An 18,580-nucleotide genomic window follows, 5' to 3' on the forward strand; every position below is an offset into this window, starting at 1 on the left:
GCTAATATCGCAGATCGCGCAGCGCTGCTTCGTTGATGGCCGCGAGCTCTGCGACGAATGAATCGCGAATTTTGCGAATCTTGCGCAACGTCACGGGTTTGGGCAAGCCCGCTCCGTTTGCCCCTCTGGGCAACTCGCCTTCGGCGAGGCGGGTTATCGCCTTCATTTTTACCTGATACGTGATGCCCTGCTGCAATGAATCGCGCAGGCGATCGTTATCATAGTCCCACCTGTCTTGGCGGTAGCGCAAAAAAAGTATTGAACCATCGGCATCGTAAAAGACCAGATAGTCGTTATCGGTCGCCATGAATTTCAAAAAGAGCGCTGCTGCGTTACTCTGTTCGGCCGCGGCTTTTTCGAGTGTCACATCACCGGGAGCGAAAAATGCGCCGAGGCCGGTGAAACTCAAAAAAAAACCGAGCAGCAGAATGCGCACTACTTTTCCTTTTCGGTTTCGGGTGTTGAGGTCGGCACGGACTTATCGCCGTCGAGCAGCGCGAGCGCCTTTTTTGCTTCTTTCTGAACCTTCATCGATGGGTCGAACTTTGATTTATATTCGAGCAGCTCGCGCGATTCGGCAATTTTCAGCTGGCCGATCTGGTGAATAGCGCGCACGCGCACCAACTCGTCGTCGTCTCGCGCCATCGCATACAGAATTTCACGCACCTCGTTGTCTTTGAGCAGAATTAGGCTTGCGATGATCTGCATACGAAAGCGGGTATATCGCTTTTTTTCATCAGAGCTCTTGAGTTCTTCTATTTTCGTAAGTGTTTCTTTGAGAATGGGCTTTGCTTCAGCAATTTCCGCTTTGCCGAGAGCATAAGCCGCCGAACCGCGTACGGTCAGCGGCTCGGCTTCGTCTTTATAGAGTTTCAGAACCTGCGATTTGGTGGTTTCGCTCCAGGGTTTGGTTTCACCGAGGTATTTCAGAATACCGCTGCGGTAATCGGCATAGGTGTCAGCGGCGTTGAGTTTCTCCATCAGAAACGGCTGTAGCGAGCTGTCTTTGTAGATTGTCAGCAAATGGACTGCGTCAGGTAAACGGTTACCGGGCTTTGAGAAATCCTGCTCTTTGATTTCTTTAATGATTGCTGGCAGCGCCGATGCGGGTTTCTTTTTCGCGAGCGCCCCGACAGTTGAGAAGAAGAGCTGCTCGTTATTCTTGTCGCCGAGAAAGCGCGTGAGCTCTTCGTCGAGGTCGTTAAACGGGGCGCCGCCGATAAATTCGGCCATCTTGCGCAGCACGAGAGGGTCAGGCGATGAGCAGGTTTTTTTGAGCTCTGGCAGAAGCGATTTCTGTTCGGCAGTGTTTAAGCGCGTCAGCGTATTCAGCGCATCGCGCACCTGCTGCGAGTTGCCAAATTTCAGCGCCTCGCGAATGCGCAATAGAAGCGCGTCATGGTTCACGGTCTGGTTTCCAGCTGCCGGGGCTGGCGCAGATGCACCAGGCGATTGCGGCTGTGCAGCACCGGGGCTCTCAGCCTTCTTTGCAGGTTCTGCGGCAGGTTTAGCCGAAGGGGCGGCCTGGCCGGCAACAGAGGGCGCAGTGGGCACACTGGCAGGGACCGGCGCGGCAGTTGCTTTCTTTTTTGCAGCAGCCGGCCCGACGACGAGCACGACTGCCAGCAGACCTATGAGGGTTCTATTTGCCAGTTTGATGGCGCCGCTCCAGTTCGGCAATGATATCGCCGAGCGACCAGCCCTGTGCGACGAGCGACACCAAAAAGTGATAAAGTAAGTCAGCGCCTTCATAGATTGCCCTTTGTTTATCGGCATTTTGCGACTCGGAGTCGCTAATTTTGCCGTCGCCATGGAGGGCGTTACTTGCGGCAATTTGGGCATCTAATATATACTCAATTGCCTCTTCACCGACTTTCTGCAGAATCTTCTGCGGCCCTGATTCGAAGAGTTTGGTGGTGTAAGAACCCGCCGGACGCTCGTCAAAACGCTGTTTGAGCAGATTTTCGAGCGATTCGAGAAATTGGGTATTCATGCCAGTGCCGTTCCGCTACTTCTTGTCGTAGATGAATTTGCCGATCATTTCTTCGAGATCGACGACCGACTCGGTCTCGCTGATCTCTTGGCCGTTCGTGAGCACCGCGTCGTCGGCGCCGGGAGTAATCTTCACAAATTTTTCTCCGATCAGCCCGCGGGTTCTGATCGCCGCTATTGAATCGGCGGGGATTCCCACATGTTTATCGATGCGCAAGACCAGACGCGCACGGTTCTCTTTGAGCACGATGTCGGTCGCATTGCCGATCTGTACACCCGCAATTTCTACCGTGGCGCCCGGCTTCAGGCCCGAGGTGGATTGAAAATCGGCATAGAGCACATACCTGCTATCGCCAAATATCCGCAGCCCCCCAATCGAGAGCGCAACGTAGGCGAAACAGAAAAGCCCAAACGCCAGAAAGAGCCCCGTGTAGAATTCAGTACGTTTCATATTTCCTCTCAAAGTACATTTAAAGATATCATGCGGATAAAATTCTCTTCAGCCAGCCGCCCGCTTTGCCGACTTTGCCCGCGTCAACCACCGTTTCGATTTTGCCGCCGTGCATCACAGCGATGCGGTGCCCTGCGCGAAAAATACGCGGAATGTCATGGCTGACAATCAAAGCTGTATACTTGAGCCTTGCCTGCATCTCATTAAAAAGATCGTAAATACTTTCGCAGGTTTCGGGGTCAAGGCCTGTAGTCGGTTCGTCGAACAGCATAATCTGCGGTTCGAGCTGTAACGCACGGGCGAGCGCCACGCGGCGCTGCATACCGCCCGAAAGCTCTGCCGGCATCTTGTGGCGCGCGTCGCTGAGCCGCATTTCTGCGAGCGAAGCCATGACCTTATCTTCAATTTCAGCAGCTGTCATTTTGGTTTTTTCGCGCAGCGGCAGGGCGACATTTCCGAAAACGCTCAGTGAATCGAAGAGCGCAGCGCCCTGAAACACGACACCATAGCGCGAGCGCACTTTTTTCATTTCAGATTCGCTGACGCTGAGTATACTTCTGCCCTCGACGATGACTTCGCCCTCATCGGGGCGTATAAACCCGAGAATATATTTCAGCATCACGCTCTTGCCGGCCCCGCTCGAGCCGACTACGACTGTCGTCTTGCCCTGTTCGAGCGCAAAGTCGAGATTGCGGTGCACGACCTGACCACCGAGTGCTTTGGTGATTCCCTTCAGTTCGATAGCGTACGCGGGTTGCTGTTTCGCCATCAGATGAGCACCGCCGTCAAAAGATAGTCGATGAGCAGAACACCAACCGATGAAATCACGACCGCAAAGGTGGTCGTGCGCGAGAGCGCGAGAGCCCCCCTGCCCGCATATTCATGTACATAGAGCCCGCGAAACGCGCAAACCGCCACAACATACAGCGCGAAGACCACAGATTTGACGAATGCCATACGCACCGTCGCGTAGTCGACCACATCGCGCATGCTCTGGTAATAATCACCGGGGCTGACGCCCAAAATCAGGCACCCTGATACATAACCACCGATAATGCCGCTGGCGGCAAAAATGAATACCAGCAGTGGCATCGCGACAAGCGCCGCGACAATCTTGGGGGATATCAAATAGTTATAGACATCGATCGCCAGACACTCCAGCGCCTCGATCTGTTCTGAAAGCCGCATGACGCCGATCTCGGCGCAGAGGGCTGAGCCGGCACGGCCGACAATGAGCAACGCCGTCAGAACCGGTGCAAGTTCTGCCAGCAGGCTCTTGGCAATCAGTGAACCGAGAAAGCCATCGGCGCCAAAGCGCTTGAGGGTGTGGTAACCCTGCAGGCCCAGAACCATGCCGGTAAAGCAGCCGGTGAAAAGCACGATCGCGACAGATTGCCAGCCAATCGTATAGATTTCAAACGATATTTTTTGCGGACGAAATGGGCGCTGAAAGATACCGCGAAAAGAGCGCACGACGAAGATCGCGACAGAACCGGCCTCGACAAGCGTACCGGTGATGATATTGAGCGGCTGCAACGTCGGTAGCAGGCTAATCGCGCTTTCGGGCGAAAAGCCTTTTCAATCCCGAAACTGCACAGAACGCGACTGGCCAAAGGTCAGCGCGATGCGTTCGATAGCATCTTCGAGATTCTTATCGTCGGCGATAACGTCGTGAATCGCCTTCGCGATGGGGTATTTCTCTTCGCGCAGCTTCACGAGCCGCGGCAGCGCTTTAATGCCATAGACACCGCTCAGCATCTTTTTTTTGTCATGCGATTCGAACACATAGTCGTGCCCGTATTGCCGGTCATGGCTGTCGAGGCCGAAACAGCTGAGCATCAGGTCGGTAATGCCGGCAACCCCCGCAAGGGTCGACTTGCGGCCGCCCATCTCGACGACCATGTTGGCCATTTCAGCTGAAATGCGGTGCGCGAGGTGAAACAGCGTGCTGTCGTTATTGCCACCCAGGTATTTTTCGTAATAGCCGTCGACGAGGCCTACGCCGAGGGCGTAGATGTTCTTTAAAGCTCCGCCTAACTGCACCCCGCGCACGTCGTATGGGTTAACCGCCGGTCTTGTGAACACGTAGCCGGTCGTGAAAAAGTCGATGAGATCGTTCACGAGCGAGGTATTGATCGCTGCGAGTTCGAAGCCGCCGGGCTTGCGTTCGAGAATCTGTTCAGGGTAATTGGCACCAGACAAGACCGCGAAGCGGGCCGGGTTGATCTTATGTATCTTTTCGAGATCCTCAAAAATGAGGCCGTACTTTGAGCCGGTAAAACCTTTCACGATGCCGACGATTGTCGCAAAGCTCTGGTTCAGAATCGGCGTCATCAGTTCGTAGTACTGTTCAATCTCCCAGGGCCTTACTCCCTGAATATAGATAGAGCATTTCAGCAGGTCTTTGGGTTCAGAGGTGAACGCGATATTCGGCGGCAGTTTGAAGAGCGGAAAATTCGTCACGTCGGTGTTCACTTCGTTGAACGTGCGCGCCTTTTCTGCGTCGGGTAAAAAGATGCGAATATTCACCTGCTTATTCGCGAGCACCGCAGCCATCGCGGTCGCATACGGGCTATGGCCGATGATGCCGACCTCGGCGTGCGGGGTTGAACCTGCCTTGATAAGAATATTTTTCTTCTTGGTCTTGCCGTCATCGAGATAGAGGTTGCGGTAGGTGCCATGCATGTGGCGGTCGAGATTTTGCCCGATGAGCAGCGCGAGGCTGTCGATGACGAACTGTTTCTTGTTTTCGACCTCGGGAATTTCAAGCCGCGGAATCGACGCTGGAAAATTCTCTGCACCGTCACCGTGCAGTTTGCCGACGAGAATCGGTTTGCCGATCACAAGCTTGCCCGTCGCCTGCTGAAACAAGAAACTTTCTGCAGGCAGAATCTTGTCGGTGCCGACGAGCGAGATCGGCACAATGACTTTATTCATCACATAGTGATAAACGGTATCGACGAACGTGATGAGCCGGCCTGTGCGCGAGCGGGTACCTTCGGGAAAAATACAAATGACCTTGCCCTGCTTCTGTAGATCGGCTGCCTGTCTGAAAGAGCGCATGTTGATGCGCGTCATGACGTCGGCCATGCCCGGGTTGTCGGTCATGTCGCGTTTTGAGCAGACGAGCAGGCTTTCGATGGTGTAAAGGCCGAGGCGGGTAAAGTCGGCAAGAAACACCAGGCGTCCGCCGATGAAAACCATCGAGTCGGCGAGCTTACGCGCCTCTTTGCTATGGTTGTAAAGCAGGCCATAGATCGCCGCCGTATCAAAATGGCTCAGGTGGTTCGAGACGATCGTGACGGGATATTTACCCAGTAGTGGCAGAATTTCTGCGAGATTCTCTTCGCCTTCGATATGAAACTTTTTCAGCATCGGTGAAAGAAACTCGATCATAAAGTCGCGAATCGAATCATCGCGTTTGGTAAATACACCCACTTCAGCGAGTTTACTTTCGTCTGAAAATGTTTCAATGACCCGGGGCACCGGGGTTTCTACCGAAAGCTTCAGGTAGCGAATCAGCATTTCGCGCGCCTTGTCTTCTTTCATGCCATTCTGCATGAAGATATCTATATTTTTGAAGAATTCGCGCTGCCAGGGTGCGTAAGTGCCGCCGTCGAGTGCATGCTCTTTTGGGTCTTTAGACATAGCGTTGAAGCAGATAAAAAATGACGGGACAAGTCAAGAGAAATTGCCCATTGATTGACACCGCCAAGCCATGAGCGGGATTTACCCTCCTATGTCGACCGGCGAGATACGTTCGTCTAATATTCTCAGAATCGGCTCAAGCACGCTTGTCGAACTCGAAGAAAAGGTTAAGGCGCTGCGCACGATTAACCTGAACGTCAAAAAGCGCCGGTTCATCATCTGCCGCGAAGACATCAAGGTTGCCTCGGGTGAAGTCATTATACCCAAAGGCAGCGACATCGATATCTCGAAGGTGATGCTGCTCAAGCGCCACTTCAAACCCGAGCACCAGATCAGAACGTTTCAGCCCGACGAAGGTATCGTGTTGGTATCCGACATGAGTACCCCTGTAGGTATTCAGTTTTCCATGGATCTTGTCACGCAGGTCATGAACATTGGCGGCGGTGCGTACGAAGCCTTTATCGACCGGGTAGATTCATTCAAAGAATTTGCGGCACTCTACAACAAGGCGCTTTTTCCCAAACTTGCAGTCGTCGGCTACATACCCCCGCAGCCAGAGCGCATTAAAGAAGAAATGGCTTTTTATCAGCTGATTGCCCGCACCGACCCCTATATCCGCATGCTCGAGATTATGCACACGCAGATTAAGCCCCACCCGGTTATTCCGCGAATGCGCAATATTGCGATCAACCCCGAAGACCGGGATTCATGGAAACGCTTCATTCTTGAAATCATTACTGAATATACGAAAGCCTACTCTATCGAACAACGCTGATACAGGGGCGTCGACCCTTACAGGCCATAAAGGCGCTCAGGCGGATTTTCGTCGTGGCCAGGCGGGAACTCGCGAAGCATAACACACAAGGCGCATTTTCTTGGCTATGCGAATTGCGATGCCGGGGCGGCAAATCAGTGCAAATTCGGGCGGCTTTGCGCCCCTCGCATAGCGAATCGCTTCGATTCGCGGAGGAATTTGCTTTGATTAGCAGTTCGCATGGGCAAGAAAATGCGCTTCAGCGAGTTCCCGCCTGGTCACCCCCCCGTACTGAAAATGGCTCGTGAATCCGCGCTGCACGACCGACGCTTAGAACAGGCATGCGCGCGCGATACCTTACGCTGCTGCTTTTTTATCTTGTCTGCCTGCCAGAAAACACTGCGGCCAAAGTGACCGTCACCGGCTCTGCGGTGTCGCATTTCGAACACGGTTTAGCAGCGCACAACCGCGCCGATCTAAAGGCAGCTGAGTTTCACTACGCCAGGGCTCTGCAGCTTGACGGCACGCTGGTTTCAGCGGCGATCAACCTGGCAATCGTCTACGAGGCCTGGCATAAAGACGAACTCGCGCTGAAATTCTACAACGAAGCCGTGCGCGTGTCGCCCCGCTCATTCGCGGCACGCTACAACCGCGGCCAATACCTGCAGAAACAAGGGGAGCTCGCTGCCGCCCGGGAAGATTATCGGGTCGCCCTCGAGGTTAAGCCCGACGAGGCGTCGCTCTACATTAATCTTGCGGCGATTGAACTCAAACTTTTCGAAACCGAGCTCGACGTTCGGCTAATCACTGCTGCAGAGAAAAATCTGAGACAGGCAGAGCGCTTGAAGTCGAAAAGCCCTGCCCTCTACTTTAACCGCGCACGCCTCTTTGAACTCCACAACTTTCCCGCGCGTGCGCGCACGGCCTACCGGGAGGCGATGCGCTACTATCCCGAAACGAGCGTTGAATACCAGACCTGTCTTAACCGTGCAGAAAGATTAAGCCGGCAACTGAAGTAAATTTATTCGGGCTTACCTAAAAGGCGCAAAGAAACGCAAGCCTCGGAGATCACCGCAGGTGATCTCCTGCTAAAGCGGCCGAAACGGCCTGCTTGCAATTCTTTTTCGGCCGTTGGCCGAATTCGCGGCGTTTTAGGCAATCCCCACTAGGGAACTATATTTCCCGCTGATTTTAAATCAGACCGGTTCAGCACTTCGATCTTGCGGTCGGCGCCGTTGACGTAGATCGTGTCTTCGTGAAACGAAAAGAACGTGTCTTCGTGCAGCGCGACTTCGGAGCGTTGCAGCAGCTTCAGCTCTTTGTCGAATTTGCCGAGGTAGAACGTGCCGTTCTTGTTCAGAATTGCATAAATCTCGTTTTCGCGCACTTCGACGAAGCCGCGCCAGAAGATCTCGTCTGATCCGTACTGCTTGTCGACGAGAGTCTCACCGTCGAGTTTCACCAGGTAGTGCGAGGTCGTTGTCGCAGATCTTTTCTCGCCAATGACAACAACATCTTTGTCTACCACGTCGTATTTCTTACCGACAATTCCCGCAAACGGTGATTTCACCTTCACCTTGCGCTCTTTCGGGTCAATAATGTAGAAATCGTTACGGTATTTGCCGTCGGTCGAATAGTCGCGCACGCGCAGATAATACATTTTGCCGCCGAAAACGCCGTCTTCTTTGCGGTTGTTTTTCTGCGCTTCTTCGCGTTTTTTCAGTTCTTGTTCTTTCGAGTCGAGGCGCGCCTCTTTTTGCGCAGCCGTTTCATTCTTGCGCGTTGCATTTGCGGCCTTGTCGTCTTGTACTGATTTTTTGTTCTCTGCAACTTCGTTCTTTTTCTCGGCTACCTTTTTCTCTTCTTTCGCTGTCTTCTCTTCGTCTTTTTTCAGGTTATCTTTCTCTTTGGCGAGCTCGTCTTCTTTCTTCTTCAATTCTTCATCTTTTTTCGCTTTGTCATTCGGGTCGGGATTTTCAGCGTTCTTTTTCTTCTCTTCGTTCAGCCGCTGTTCTTTTTTACTGATATCGTCGCGGCGTTTTGTCAGTTCTTCTTTTTTCTTTTCGAGCCGCTCTTCTTTCTTTTTGACTTCTTTGTCTTGTAGTTTGGTGATATTTTCGCGGTCTTTGACGCCTTTGTCCTTTTCGTCTTTGCGCACCTTATCCATCACGTCTTTTTCGCCGATTTTGCCGGCGTCAGGTTTAGCATCGTCAGAAAGCGGAATCACTATACGCGATTTACCCGGCCAGCCCTTGTAGCTGAGGTCGAGACCGGCATTCGAAGCCGAGAGGTGCTTCAGCACTGCACTCTTGTAGTGTTCTTTGAAATAGCCCAGATTCTTGCGGTAAAACCCGTTATAATAGGTTATAAACACCGCGAGTGATTTTGCATCTTCTGCGCTGTACGAATAGCGCTGCTGCAGATACGCTGCGATAATGCGGCGTACGTTCTTGATATGGTCGACGCGCGCATCTTTGCCGATGACTATGATGTCGGCGTCAAACTTGTCGTCCCCTGCGCCGGTCGCATGGATAACCGAATAACTGCCAAACTTGCCCTGCGAAGCGAGTGAGGTACCGATGCCCTGAATTGCCGAAACCGAATCACCCCCCGCTTGTTGCGGATTGTTAATGAACTTAACGCCAGACTTGGTCTTGACTTCTTCTTCATCGACCGTAAGGGAAAAGAGCGGTGCGGCAAAACACAGCGCCGCCAGCAGAACATTTCGTAGCATAGCGCAGTGTTCTAAAGGCGACGAAATTTACAAGTCAAATTAGCCCGCAGATGCGTTGCGAAAACCTGCAGGCGGGCGAAGCGAAGCAGAACTCCGAAACCGGCCGCTTTTACTCAGCCGTAATATCTGCTACCTGAAGCGCGAAGTGGTAGGTTTGCGCCTTCGCGCCCTGGCTTATATTCAACACGACCTGCGCCGTCTTGCCGGCATGCGCCTTCTTCACTTCTTCGAGATCGCCGGCCTCGGCGAAAAAGCCGCCGCCGTCAAAGCCAGGCGAGAGCTGGCCTGCAATGCCACCCGAGTTATCACCCTTTTGCTGGCCCGGGCGAATCCAACTGTCGACGCCGACCTGCGGGGGCACAAGAATAAAGTCATCGCCTTTGGCAATGGCACCGTTACCGGGGTGCACAGGGTCAAAGGCATTGCCGGCAGGGCTGATAAGGTAAGAACGCGCGAAGTTGATTGTCAGCTCTTTGGTTGACTTGTTAAAAATGCGGAAATAGAACGTCAGCGGGCCCGGGCTCCAATCGATTTTGAAATCCGCATTTTCAAAAGTCAGCGGCTTAGCAATGCGCGCTGAAACGTCGCTTAACGAATCGCCCTGACTGACCTTTTGCAGTTGAAATTTGTAGTACGCCCGCGGCGAACCACACGCCACTACGAGTACTAAAGAGAACAGCGCGAACGCGCTGGTAGAGTTTTTTGTTCGGTGCATAATGGCCTAAATTGCAGAACCTGACACCACGGCAACGCGCCTTTAATTTTATGATTGGCGTAACCGCATACATTTGCTCAATGCCACTCGGCAGCCAGCGAACTTTCGCCAGGCTGACTTCAGGAGGAAAAATGAAGAAATCTCTATCTCTTTCATTGGCTGCAGCAGCAGTTCTCTCGCTCACTGTGCCCAGCGCAGTTTCAGCGGGTGGCTACGGCGCAGCAGGTTGCGGTTTGGGAGCGGTTGTTTTTGGTTCGAAACCCGGTATGATCCAGGTTCTCGCGGCTACAACAAACGGTACATTCGCTTCACAGACATTCGGTATCACTACCGGTACGTCTGAGTGCGGTGGCGGCGTGGTAAAAGTTCAGTCAGAACAGAAAATCTACGCTTACAACAACTTTGGCCAGCTGCAAAAAGAAATCGCACAGGGTCGTGGCGAAAGACTGCAAACGCTCGCATACCTCATGGGTTGCAACGCTAAAACAGTTGAAAGCTTCAGCTCAGTTGCACAGAAGAACTACGGCACCATTTTCGCCGGTGAAACGACAGATTCAGACGTGATGCTTGATCGCGTGCGCGCAGCGGCTAAATCAGACGCAGTGCTCTCGGCTCAGTGCTCAGCGCTCTAAGCAAAAGGTAAGGTAAACACATGAAAAAATCTACAACAACTATTGCTATTCTGTTTGCTGCTTCAATGGCAGCACCCGCGGCGATTTCAGCAGGCGGCTACGGCGCAGCAGGCTGCGGTCTCGGTGCCATCGTGTTTGGTTCAAAACCCGGCATGATTCAGGTTCTCGCTGCGACAACAAACGCGACTTTCTACAGCCAGACTTTCGGCATCACCACAGGCACTTCTGAGTGCGGTGGCGGCGTGGTAAAAGTTCAGGCAGAGCAGAAAGTTTATGCGTACAACAACTTCGGCCAGCTGCAGAAAGAAATTGCGCAGGGGCGTGGCGAAAGACTGCAGACACTCGCATACCTCATGGGCTGCGATGCAAAAGCAGTTGATGCATTCGGTGCAGCAGCACAGAAAAACTACTCGGCTATCTTCTCAGATAAGTCTGTAGATTCTGACGCAATGCTCGAGCGCGTACGTTCAGCTGTGCAGTCAGATGCAGCAGTTGCTTCACAGTGCTCAGCACTTTAAGAAATCAGACTGAATAAAACGCTGATTTTTGCACTCGTCGCCGGCATAAGCCCGGCGGCGGGGCTTTTTTCGCAGCACCCGATTCAGGGTGTCTTGCGGGAACTCTACGCAAAAGAACTCATCTACAAGGCGCATAGCCTCAAAACAGCCGAAAGTACTGCCTGGCGCAGGCTTGTGCATTACGATAGCTTTCTCGGCCGCACGCGCAGCGAAGCGCGCGACAAGGTTGCAGGCGAATTTTTCGCCTCAGAAAAGGGCTTAACCGACCCCGAAGCTGAACTCGACGCGACAATTATGGCGCTCTTCACCGATCTCAAAGAACCGGAACCGGCCCGCTGCCGGTATCCCGCGCGCGAGATCTTTCTCGTTAAAGCCCTGGGTATCGATAAAACGAAGCTGCCACCCGTGAATTGTATCAAGTATAAAGATTGGCGGGCCTCAATGTCGGCCAATTCGGTGAGTGTCGTTTTTGCCAGCTTCTATATGGGCAACCCGTCATCGATGTTTGGCCATACTTTTTTACGATTCCATAACAAAGACCGAAGTGCGCTGCTCGATGCATCTTTTAATTACGCCGCAATCGCCGAAGAAGGTAACGCCATCGCCTACGCATGGCTCGGCATGACCGGCGGCTTCATGGGGCAATATTCGATGCACCCCTATTACGTCAAAATCAACGAGTACAACGACATGGAAAGCCGCGACCTGTGGGAGTTTCCGCTCGATGTGACGCCCGACGAACTCGATTTTATGCAGGCGCACCTGTGGGAGCTCAGCTCGGCATTTTTTCCCTATTATTACCTCGATGAAAACTGCTCTTACCAGTTATTGACCTTGCTTGAAGCCACGCGCCCGGGCCTCAACCTCACGAGCCGCTGGTCGCTCTTTGTGACTCCTACTGACACATTGCACACCATGAAAGAAGCCGGTCTCATTGCCAAAGAGGGCCGCTACCGTGCAGCGGTGTTTACCCGTTACTTTACATTCTTTGAGAACGCGTCGCCTATCGCGCGCGAAACCTTCAGATCGATTCGCGACACACGCACGCTGCCTACAGGCAACCAGACCGACGACGTTGTCGCTGTCGACATGCTGCTCGAGTTCTACAAATACAGCAACGATTACAACATGGCGAACTGGCTGCCTGCCGATGCAGAGCACTACCAGTCGCTGCTCGCCTGGCGCGCCAAAGCGCCGCAAGATTCTGGACTTGAAGCGCTCGTGAAGGCCGACCCTGACAAAAACCCGCTGAGCGGCTTTAAATCGACCGAAATTCGCGGCGGCTATTTTCAGGCAGATAATGCCGGTTCTGCGATCTTCGGCATTCGACCCGCGCTGCGCGAACTGCACGATGTCTCACGCGGCTTTTCACCCTGGTCGCAGATTCAGATCATGGGTTTTTCGCTGTCGTACACACCGCAGACACAGCTATTGAGGCTCGAAGATTTCACGGTCGTCGACATTCTCGCGCTCGCGCCGTGGCAGGCGCATGTCAAAAAGCTATCGTACCGTTTACGCACAGGCCTCTTTCGCCACGATGAGTTTTTAAAACAGACGGATTCAACCCTCTCATGGGACTCGACAGCCGGCGCGGGTTTCACTCTGCCTTTTCTGAATACTTTTGGCTGGTTTGGCATGGCGCAGGCAACCGCGCAGGTCGGCAGCCTCTGGGAGAACACGCTGCGCATAGCACCCGGCATCTTAACCGGCTTTAAAGCAAACTGGTCTACGCGGTTCGCAAGTTCGCTGGCGTATGAAATCGATTATGGCATCATCTCGAATTCAACTGCCCTTCAGCGCATCGACTTTAAGAATGCGATCGGTGTTTGGGGCAATTGGGTGCTCGAAGTCGATCTGCTCTATGCATTCGCGCGCCCGCAACAAATCACCAGCGACTATCTGCGCGTCACCGCACTTGCGAAGACGTATTTCTGATGCGTAAGGGCTCTTCTACACCGATTCGAAGTTTGTCGGTCGCGACGCTGCTCACGCTGGCTATCGGCTGCAACTCAGTCTTTTACCAAGGTGACCACGAAACGTGGCGCCCGCCCGAAAAGTTTAACATCAGCTGCTCGCGCACCCGAATTCTTTCCATCGACGGCACGCAGCTCATGACGATGTTCTGCCCGACACCGCGCAAAGATGTCAATAAAGGTATCATCATTCAGTTTCACGGCAATGCGCAGAACATGAACGCACACTACCAGTTTCTTGCGTGGATGCTCGGGGAAGGCTATTCACTCGCGACGTTCGACTACCGCGGCTATGGCGAATCTGACGGCCTCAGCGAACGCGACGGCGTGCACGAAGACGCGATTACCTACATTCGCCACCTGCGCGCAAAATACCCGAATGAACGCCGCATCTTCTATGGCCAGAGCCTTGGCGGCGCGGTACTGATGGGCGCGCTCGTCGACGAAGGCCTCAAAAATGAGGAGCTCTATGTGTTCGAAGGCACGTTCGCCTCTTACCAGCGCGCTGCGCGCACTGCACTCGCGAACAAATGGTTTCTCTGGCCGCTGCAATGGCTTGCATGGGTGCTCGTCACCGACAACCACGCGCCAGAAGGCCGCTTGTCGCTCTTCACTCCCCATCGGGTACTTCTGATTCATGGCAGCGCCGACCCGGTTGTGCCCTTACAACACGGCAAACGCATCGCGGCTGAGATGCAAAAAGAGCTGTGGATCATCGAAGGCGGCAAGCACCTCGACACCTGGCACAAAGACTATGGTAAACTGCGTAGCGAACTGTTAAATAGACTGAGGGAATAACCCATTCGGGTTATTCCCTCCATTCACCACTGCCGACGAGAATATAGCGCACCTGCGCTGCGAGGTGCTCGATATCGCCGCCGAGGCAAAAACCGACGATATTGCCATAACGAAAGAGCGGAGTGCGTGACTCAGTAGATTCTTCGGCAATCGTGTTCGCAATCTCATCGTCGCTGTAGCGCTTCAGCCAGCAGACGACGCGGTTCTTTTCAGAATAGAACGCCCACGCGGTGTCGCTGCGATATGCCTCGATAAATCTGTAATGTGGCAACAGGTTCAGCTTCGCGACAATCTCTTTAAAAAGTTTATCGTCGTGCGTGCCCGTGCCGAAGAATTTTTCATAGAGCGATTGCGATTTCGCAGCGGCTATAGGCGAGAACAGTGTCAAAGCCAACAACACAACGAATGGGCGCATAAAGGCCGCGCGATTTGTTTGGGGCAATATCATTATTTTGACTCGTCTCGATCGCATCACAAAACCGAAAGCCTCGCAACTTTGCCGAGCAAAGTTGCTGCTAAAGCGGCGAAGACGCCTGCTTTCGGCCTTGTGATGCCCCGAAACAAATCGCGCTGCGCCTCAGCGTTTCTCGACGCGGTTCAGGTGGACAAGCATCTCTGAACCCTTGTCTGACTTCGTCTTGAAGTCGACCATCTGGTCATAGCGCGCGCCCGAAGCGATCATCGGGTAAACCTTCTCTTGCTCGGGTATTGTCACCTCGAGCAGCGCCGAGGTCTTGCTGTTGATCAGAAAGTCGAGCCCCGCCGAGAGTTCGGACTGCTTATCGATGCGCCGCGCCGGAATGTCATAACCCGAGCAAATTTTTACAAAATCCGGATTATAGTTCATCACAGATTGCGAAAAGCGGTTCTCGTAAAACAGCTCTTGCCACTGCCTCACCATGCCCAAAAAGCCATTATTAAAGAGCAGAATTTTTACCGGTATCTGGTACATCGCGAGCGTCGCCAGCTCTTGCATGCACATCTGAAAGCTGCCGTCGCCCGAAATCACGAACACGTCTTTATCGGGCCGGCCGAGCTTCGCGCCAATCGCAGCGGGAAAGCCAAAGCCCATCGTGCCGAGACCGCCCGAAGTGATCCAGTTGCGCGGTTCATTGAATGTGTAATACTGTGCAGCCCACATCTGGTGCTGGCCGACGTCGGTCGTGATTACCGCCTGCCCGCGCGTCTTTTTCCAGAGTTCGTAGATCGTTTGCTGCGGCTTGATCGACCCGGGTTCGACGTTGAAGCGCAGCGGGTTCTCTTCTTTCAGTTTTGTGATACGTTCAACCCAGTTTTTGCGCGTCTGCTTTTTGACGCGTTTGATGAGTTCAAGCAAGACATCTTTCAGATCACCCACAATGTGAATGTCAACCGGTATGCGCTTATTGATCTCCGCCTCGTCAATATCGATCATCGCCCGCGTTGCATTGCGCGCAAAGTCCTGCGCGTTTAGGGCAACGCGGTCGTCGAAGCGCGCGCCGAGTGCGAGCATGAAATCACATTCGAGAATTGCCTTGTTCGCATACGCGGTGCCGTGCATACCCGCCATGCCGAGCGAGAGTTTGTGCTCTGCGGGAAAAGCGCCGAGCCCCATCAGTGTCATATAGACCGGAATCTCTGCCTTTTCGGCGAGTTCGCGTATCTCTTTGTATGCATTGCCGGTGATTGCACCGCCGCCGACGTATAAAAGCGGCTTCTCTGCGCGAGCGATTGCATCGACAAGACGGTCGAAATCCCCCTTGATTTTGGGTTTCTGGTAGTGCCGAGCCGCGAGGCGCATTTCAGGCTTAAAGACCTTCGTTTTTGCCACCTGTATATCTTTCGGAAAATCAATCAGCGCCGGCCCGGGGCGCAGCGACGTTGCGACCGTAATCGCCTCTTGCGTCACACGCGCAACATCGTCTGCGCTGCGAACGAGCGCATTGTATTTCGTGATCGGAATCGTCATACCATACGTATCACATTCCTGAAACGCGTCGGTGCCGATAACACCCGTGGCGACCTGGCCCGTCAGCGCGAGAAGCGGCACGCTGTCCATCTTGGCGTCGGTGATACCGGTGATGAGGTTCGTCGCACCCGGGCCCGACGTCGCAATACACATGCCGAGCTTACCGGTCGCTTTCGCATAACCTTCAGCCGCATGCACAGCGCCCTGCTCATGGCGCACGAGAATATGTTTGATCTTCGACGAGTGTACCTCGTCGTAAAAAGGCAGAATCGCCCCACCGGGATAACCCCAGCAGATATCGACGCCGTTTTTCTGCAGCACGTCGAGCATCACCTGAGAACCGTTTTTCTCAGTCGTTTTCGCCTCAATCTTAGTCTTCGCCCCGTCTGCCATAGCTCTCTCTATTGCCAGAAAGACAGGGCGTCAATAACAGTGCACTTGTCAGGTGCCGGCTCCGAAAATGCCGACGGGCAGCGCAGCGCTTTAGCAGGCGTTGGCCGAAAAGGCGCGCATTCGGCCCGGACGGCCGAAAAGAAAACCAAAAGCAGGCCGCTTCGGCCGCTTTAGCAGGAAATCGCGAAGCGATTTCCGAGGCTTGTGGTTTTCTTGCGCCTTTTTGGCCAATGCCGAGGCCCGGCGGCATTTTCGGCATCTTCAAGCCGGTGCCTGACAAGTGCCACTGCAATGGCTCATGTCATTAAACACCTGCTCAACTCGTCGATACTTCGTCTTCTTGATACGGTATAACATACCGCCCCTCATCAATATGAGTCAACGCCCGCTCTTTCACGAGCCTCTCCACCTTCACCCGACTGAGGCTGCGAATGCGCTGGTTGATCTCTCTCAGTAACTTTTCAGCCGCCCCGCGGTCGAGCACCAAATGTGGCTCGTCGGCCATCGCCAGCGCTCCCTTAATGATTTCACGCCTGTTCTTTAGCCAATCAATAGCAGTCTGACGGTCGTCTTCACGGTGTCGCAAATGGTCGGCCTCGACCTGTGCAAAGAGCAGCCTGATCGCCGCACCCACCTCACCCCGGCGCGCCAGAATCTGCGTGCGCAGGCCACACAGCGCATTTTCGAGTGCCTTAACCAGCTTTTCATAATTGCGTTCCAGATCGCTCTGCGCGGCAATGTCGGCGTACTGGTCAAATTCATTCGGGTGAACGTCGGTGCGCGTCGTGAAGCGTTCGGCAGGCCAATTGCCAGGTGGCGCATAGCCGCGGATTTCCATAGCTACTGCAAGCTCTGCCGCAGCGGCATATTCATGCCGCAACGCGTCATAACGCTCTTGCAGCGAGGCAATTCGCTCACCCGACCTCCAGATCGAAACATCCGCCGGATCAGGTGGACAACCCATATTACGAGACGCGTCAGGCCCACCATCTGCCGGGACAAGCCGTTTCGGGGATAAATCCTCCTGAAACCAAGGGGACACACCGGCCCAAAAGCCTTTACGTCTCTGCTGTGGGCCCGATCAGGGACAGCATGGCCGACCACCTGACGTTCTTGCCTGAAAAATCACCCTCGCGCAATGTGGTGGTTCAGATTCTGTTCGAAATTATCTACGGCATCATCTATTTCGTGCTCTACATACCCGGCCTGCTCGTGCGCCCCGGCGACATTACCGAGGGCGACAAACGCGCCGTCGTGCTCGTCTCGGGTTTTTTCGGCTCGCCGCTCACCTGGCTTAAATGCCGCGCCGCGCTCGCCGCGCAGGGGCACCCCGTCTACGTCGTGCGCCTCGGCTTTCAGTTTGGCAACCTGCGTAGCTACAGCGAAAAGCTGCAGCGCTTTCTCGAAGAGAATAATCTCAGCGACGTCTACCTCGTCTGCCACTCTATGGGCGGGCTTGTCGCCGCACACATGGGCTACCGCGGGCGCGACCGTACGCGCAAGATCTTTACGCTCGGCACCCCGTTTCGCGGCCACCCGCTCACCTTTCTGTTTCCAGTCACTTTTGCAACGCTGCAGATGAACCCGCTCTCTCCCTTCATGCGCGAAACGAAAGATAAATACCGCACTCTTTCGAGCATTCAGGCCGTGTTCGCACGCTTCGATGAAATACTCTTCTTAAAGAAGCTGAACATTCCCGGCCGCTTCGACGACGTCAAACTCGCCCAGATAGGCCATGCAAACCTCTTCATGGGCCCTGCAGGCATCGAGTGCATCACCGAACTCATCGCCGCTGAAGAAGCGAAAGACCCGAAACCAGTGCCCGTAAAAGATGCGAACGGCAAGGTTCTGCAGGCCACCGCGAAGGTAGCTCAAAAATCCCCTGCCCGCGCGGCTGTCACCAAGCCCAAAAAGCCGAAGAAAGCTGCGAAGCCAAAACCGGCGAAAAAGCGACGTAAATAGGGATTGTCTAAACAATAGCCACTCATGCTCGAGGCGGTTGGCAGATTCCAAAACGAAGTGCG

Annotated in this window: 19 protein-coding genes; 7 read left to right on the top strand and 12 right to left on the bottom strand. The window is 53.9% G+C overall.

Annotated features, from left to right (window positions below; genetic code table 11):
- Position 1 precedes the first annotated feature (1 nt).
- Genes TURPA_RS16285 through TURPA_RS16315 form a run of 7 tightly spaced genes read right to left on the bottom strand, consistent with a single transcriptional unit; the run spans position 2 to position 6,091 of the window.
- Complete coding sequence (locus tag TURPA_RS16285; RefSeq protein WP_014804404.1) at positions 2-436, bottom strand: hypothetical protein; 435 nt, start codon at positions 434-436, stop codon at positions 2-4.
- Positions 436-1,680 carry a HEAT repeat domain-containing protein gene (locus tag TURPA_RS16290; RefSeq protein ID WP_014804405.1) on the bottom strand — a complete coding sequence of 415 codons (1,245 nt, stop codon included), beginning with the start codon at positions 1,678-1,680 and terminating at the stop codon, positions 436-438. Before TURPA_RS16290 ends, TURPA_RS16285 begins: the two co-directional genes overlap by 1 nt.
- Complete coding sequence (gene hisE, locus TURPA_RS16295) at positions 1,643-1,993, bottom strand: phosphoribosyl-ATP diphosphatase (RefSeq protein ID WP_014804406.1); 351 nt, start codon at positions 1,991-1,993, stop codon at positions 1,643-1,645. The genes TURPA_RS16290 and hisE overlap by 38 nt, the downstream gene beginning before the upstream one ends.
- 15 nt (positions 1,994-2,008) lie before the next feature.
- Positions 2,009-2,443, bottom strand: a complete 435-nt coding sequence (mlaD, locus tag TURPA_RS16300; protein WP_014804407.1) for an outer membrane lipid asymmetry maintenance protein MlaD — start codon at positions 2,441-2,443, stop codon at positions 2,009-2,011.
- Between the two features lie 28 nt (positions 2,444-2,471).
- Entirely contained in the window at positions 2,472-3,212 is a 741-nt protein-coding gene (locus TURPA_RS16305) for an ABC transporter ATP-binding protein (protein WP_014804408.1), read from the bottom strand.
- Complete coding sequence (locus TURPA_RS16310; protein ID WP_014804409.1) at positions 3,212-3,979, bottom strand: MlaE family ABC transporter permease; 768 nt, start codon at positions 3,977-3,979, stop codon at positions 3,212-3,214. Before TURPA_RS16310 ends, TURPA_RS16305 begins: the two co-directional genes overlap by 1 nt.
- 42 nt (positions 3,980-4,021) lie before the next feature.
- Complete coding sequence (locus TURPA_RS16315; protein WP_014804410.1) at positions 4,022-6,091, bottom strand: 1-acyl-sn-glycerol-3-phosphate acyltransferase; 2,070 nt, start codon at positions 6,089-6,091, stop codon at positions 4,022-4,024.
- 91 nt (positions 6,092-6,182) lie between these two features.
- Here TURPA_RS16315 and TURPA_RS16320 point away from each other — a divergent pair, with 91 nt between their 5' ends.
- Positions 6,183-6,866 carry a hypothetical protein gene (locus TURPA_RS16320; RefSeq protein ID WP_014804411.1) on the top strand — a complete coding sequence of 228 codons (684 nt, stop codon included), beginning with the start codon at positions 6,183-6,185 and terminating at the stop codon, positions 6,864-6,866.
- A 320-nt stretch (positions 6,867-7,186) separates the two neighbouring features.
- Positions 7,187-7,864: a tetratricopeptide repeat protein gene (locus TURPA_RS16325; protein ID WP_014804412.1), complete on the top strand. Its 678-nt coding sequence runs from the start codon at positions 7,187-7,189 to the stop codon at positions 7,862-7,864.
- 146 nt (positions 7,865-8,010) lie between these two features.
- Here TURPA_RS16325 and TURPA_RS16330 read toward each other — a convergent pair whose 3' ends face one another.
- Together TURPA_RS16330 and TURPA_RS16335 are read right to left on the bottom strand one after the other, a co-directional pair.
- Positions 8,011-9,579: a P83/100 family protein gene (locus TURPA_RS16330; protein WP_014804413.1), complete on the bottom strand. Its 1,569-nt coding sequence runs from the start codon at positions 9,577-9,579 to the stop codon at positions 8,011-8,013.
- A gap of 109 nt (positions 9,580-9,688) precedes the next feature.
- A complete protein-coding gene (locus TURPA_RS16335) occupies positions 9,689-10,294 on the bottom strand; it encodes a hypothetical protein (protein ID WP_014804414.1) in 606 nt (201 codons plus the stop codon).
- Between the two features lie 131 nt (positions 10,295-10,425).
- Between TURPA_RS16335 and TURPA_RS16340 the strand changes: the two genes are divergently transcribed.
- The 4 genes from TURPA_RS16340 to TURPA_RS16355 all read left to right on the top strand — a co-directional run bounded on the left by TURPA_RS16340 (position 10,426) and on the right by TURPA_RS16355 (position 14,215).
- Positions 10,426-10,926, top strand: a complete 501-nt coding sequence (locus TURPA_RS16340) for a DUF3015 domain-containing protein (RefSeq protein ID WP_014804415.1) — start codon at positions 10,426-10,428, stop codon at positions 10,924-10,926.
- A gap of 20 nt (positions 10,927-10,946) precedes the next feature.
- Positions 10,947-11,444: a DUF3015 domain-containing protein gene (locus TURPA_RS16345; RefSeq protein ID WP_014804416.1), complete on the top strand. Its 498-nt coding sequence runs from the start codon at positions 10,947-10,949 to the stop codon at positions 11,442-11,444.
- A 93-nt stretch (positions 11,445-11,537) separates the two neighbouring features.
- Complete coding sequence (locus TURPA_RS16350; protein WP_014804417.1) at positions 11,538-13,379, top strand: Lnb N-terminal periplasmic domain-containing protein; 1,842 nt, start codon at positions 11,538-11,540, stop codon at positions 13,377-13,379.
- Positions 13,379-14,215: an alpha/beta hydrolase gene (locus TURPA_RS16355; RefSeq protein ID WP_014804418.1), complete on the top strand. Its 837-nt coding sequence runs from the start codon at positions 13,379-13,381 to the stop codon at positions 14,213-14,215. The genes TURPA_RS16350 and TURPA_RS16355 overlap by 1 nt, the downstream gene beginning before the upstream one ends.
- A 10-nt stretch (positions 14,216-14,225) precedes the next feature.
- Here the strand turns inward: TURPA_RS16355 and TURPA_RS16360 are convergent, their stop codons facing one another.
- The 3 genes from TURPA_RS16360 to TURPA_RS16370 form a co-directional block, all read right to left on the bottom strand.
- The gene (locus TURPA_RS16360) at positions 14,226-14,630 is read right to left on the bottom strand and encodes a hypothetical protein (RefSeq protein WP_157210533.1); all 405 of its coding nucleotides are present in this window, start codon (positions 14,628-14,630) and stop codon (positions 14,226-14,228) included.
- Positions 14,631-14,792: 162 nt separating this feature from the next.
- The gene (gene ilvB, locus TURPA_RS16365; RefSeq protein ID WP_014804420.1) at positions 14,793-16,556 is read right to left on the bottom strand and encodes a biosynthetic-type acetolactate synthase large subunit; all 1,764 of its coding nucleotides are present in this window, start codon (positions 16,554-16,556) and stop codon (positions 14,793-14,795) included.
- 316 nt (positions 16,557-16,872) lie between these two features.
- Entirely contained in the window at positions 16,873-17,520 is a 648-nt protein-coding gene (locus TURPA_RS16370; RefSeq protein ID WP_014804421.1) for a hypothetical protein, read from the bottom strand.
- 128 nt (positions 17,521-17,648) lie between these two features.
- Between TURPA_RS16370 and TURPA_RS16375 the strand changes: the two genes are divergently transcribed.
- Positions 17,649-18,518, top strand: a complete 870-nt coding sequence (locus tag TURPA_RS16375) for an esterase/lipase family protein (protein WP_014804422.1) — start codon at positions 17,649-17,651, stop codon at positions 18,516-18,518.
- The last annotated feature ends 62 nt before the right edge of the window (positions 18,519-18,580 follow it).

The sequence above is a fragment of the Turneriella parva DSM 21527 genome (genome assembly GCF_000266885.1).
Lineage (GTDB): Bacteria > Spirochaetota > Leptospiria > Turneriellales > Turneriellaceae > Turneriella > Turneriella parva.

What these genes read in the sequence shown, in the direction of transcription:
- TURPA_RS16360 (WP_157210533.1), bottom strand. Translation starts at nt 14,630, where the DNA reads ATGCGCCCATTCGTTGTGTTGTTGGCTTTGACACTGTTCTCGCCTATA.
- TURPA_RS16330 (WP_014804413.1), bottom strand. Translation starts at nt 9,579, where the DNA reads ATGCTACGAAATGTTCTGCTGGCGGCGCTGTGTTTTGCCGCACCGCTC.
- TURPA_RS16340 (WP_014804415.1), top strand. Translation starts at nt 10,426, where the DNA reads ATGAAGAAATCTCTATCTCTTTCATTGGCTGCAGCAGCAGTTCTCTCG.
- TURPA_RS16315 (WP_014804410.1), bottom strand. Translation starts at nt 6,091, where the DNA reads ATGTCTAAAGACCCAAAAGAGCATGCACTCGACGGCGGCACTTACGCA.
- TURPA_RS16325 (WP_014804412.1), top strand. Translation starts at nt 7,187, where the DNA reads ATGCGCGCGCGATACCTTACGCTGCTGCTTTTTTATCTTGTCTGCCTG.
- TURPA_RS16370 (WP_014804421.1), bottom strand. Translation starts at nt 17,520, where the DNA reads ATGGGTTGTCCACCTGATCCGGCGGATGTTTCGATCTGGAGGTCGGGT.
- TURPA_RS16375 (WP_014804422.1), top strand. Translation starts at nt 17,649, where the DNA reads ATGGCCGACCACCTGACGTTCTTGCCTGAAAAATCACCCTCGCGCAAT.
- ilvB (WP_014804420.1), bottom strand. Translation starts at nt 16,556, where the DNA reads ATGGCAGACGGGGCGAAGACTAAGATTGAGGCGAAAACGACTGAGAAA.
- mlaD (WP_014804407.1), bottom strand. Translation starts at nt 2,443, where the DNA reads ATGAAACGTACTGAATTCTACACGGGGCTCTTTCTGGCGTTTGGGCTT.
- TURPA_RS16305 (WP_014804408.1), bottom strand. Translation starts at nt 3,212, where the DNA reads ATGGCGAAACAGCAACCCGCGTACGCTATCGAACTGAAGGGAATCACC.
- TURPA_RS16335 (WP_014804414.1), bottom strand. Translation starts at nt 10,294, where the DNA reads ATGCACCGAACAAAAAACTCTACCAGCGCGTTCGCGCTGTTCTCTTTA.
- TURPA_RS16345 (WP_014804416.1), top strand. Translation starts at nt 10,947, where the DNA reads ATGAAAAAATCTACAACAACTATTGCTATTCTGTTTGCTGCTTCAATG.
- TURPA_RS16320 (WP_014804411.1), top strand. Translation starts at nt 6,183, where the DNA reads ATGTCGACCGGCGAGATACGTTCGTCTAATATTCTCAGAATCGGCTCA.
- TURPA_RS16355 (WP_014804418.1), top strand. Translation starts at nt 13,379, where the DNA reads ATGCGTAAGGGCTCTTCTACACCGATTCGAAGTTTGTCGGTCGCGACG.
- hisE (WP_014804406.1), bottom strand. Translation starts at nt 1,993, where the DNA reads ATGAATACCCAATTTCTCGAATCGCTCGAAAATCTGCTCAAACAGCGT.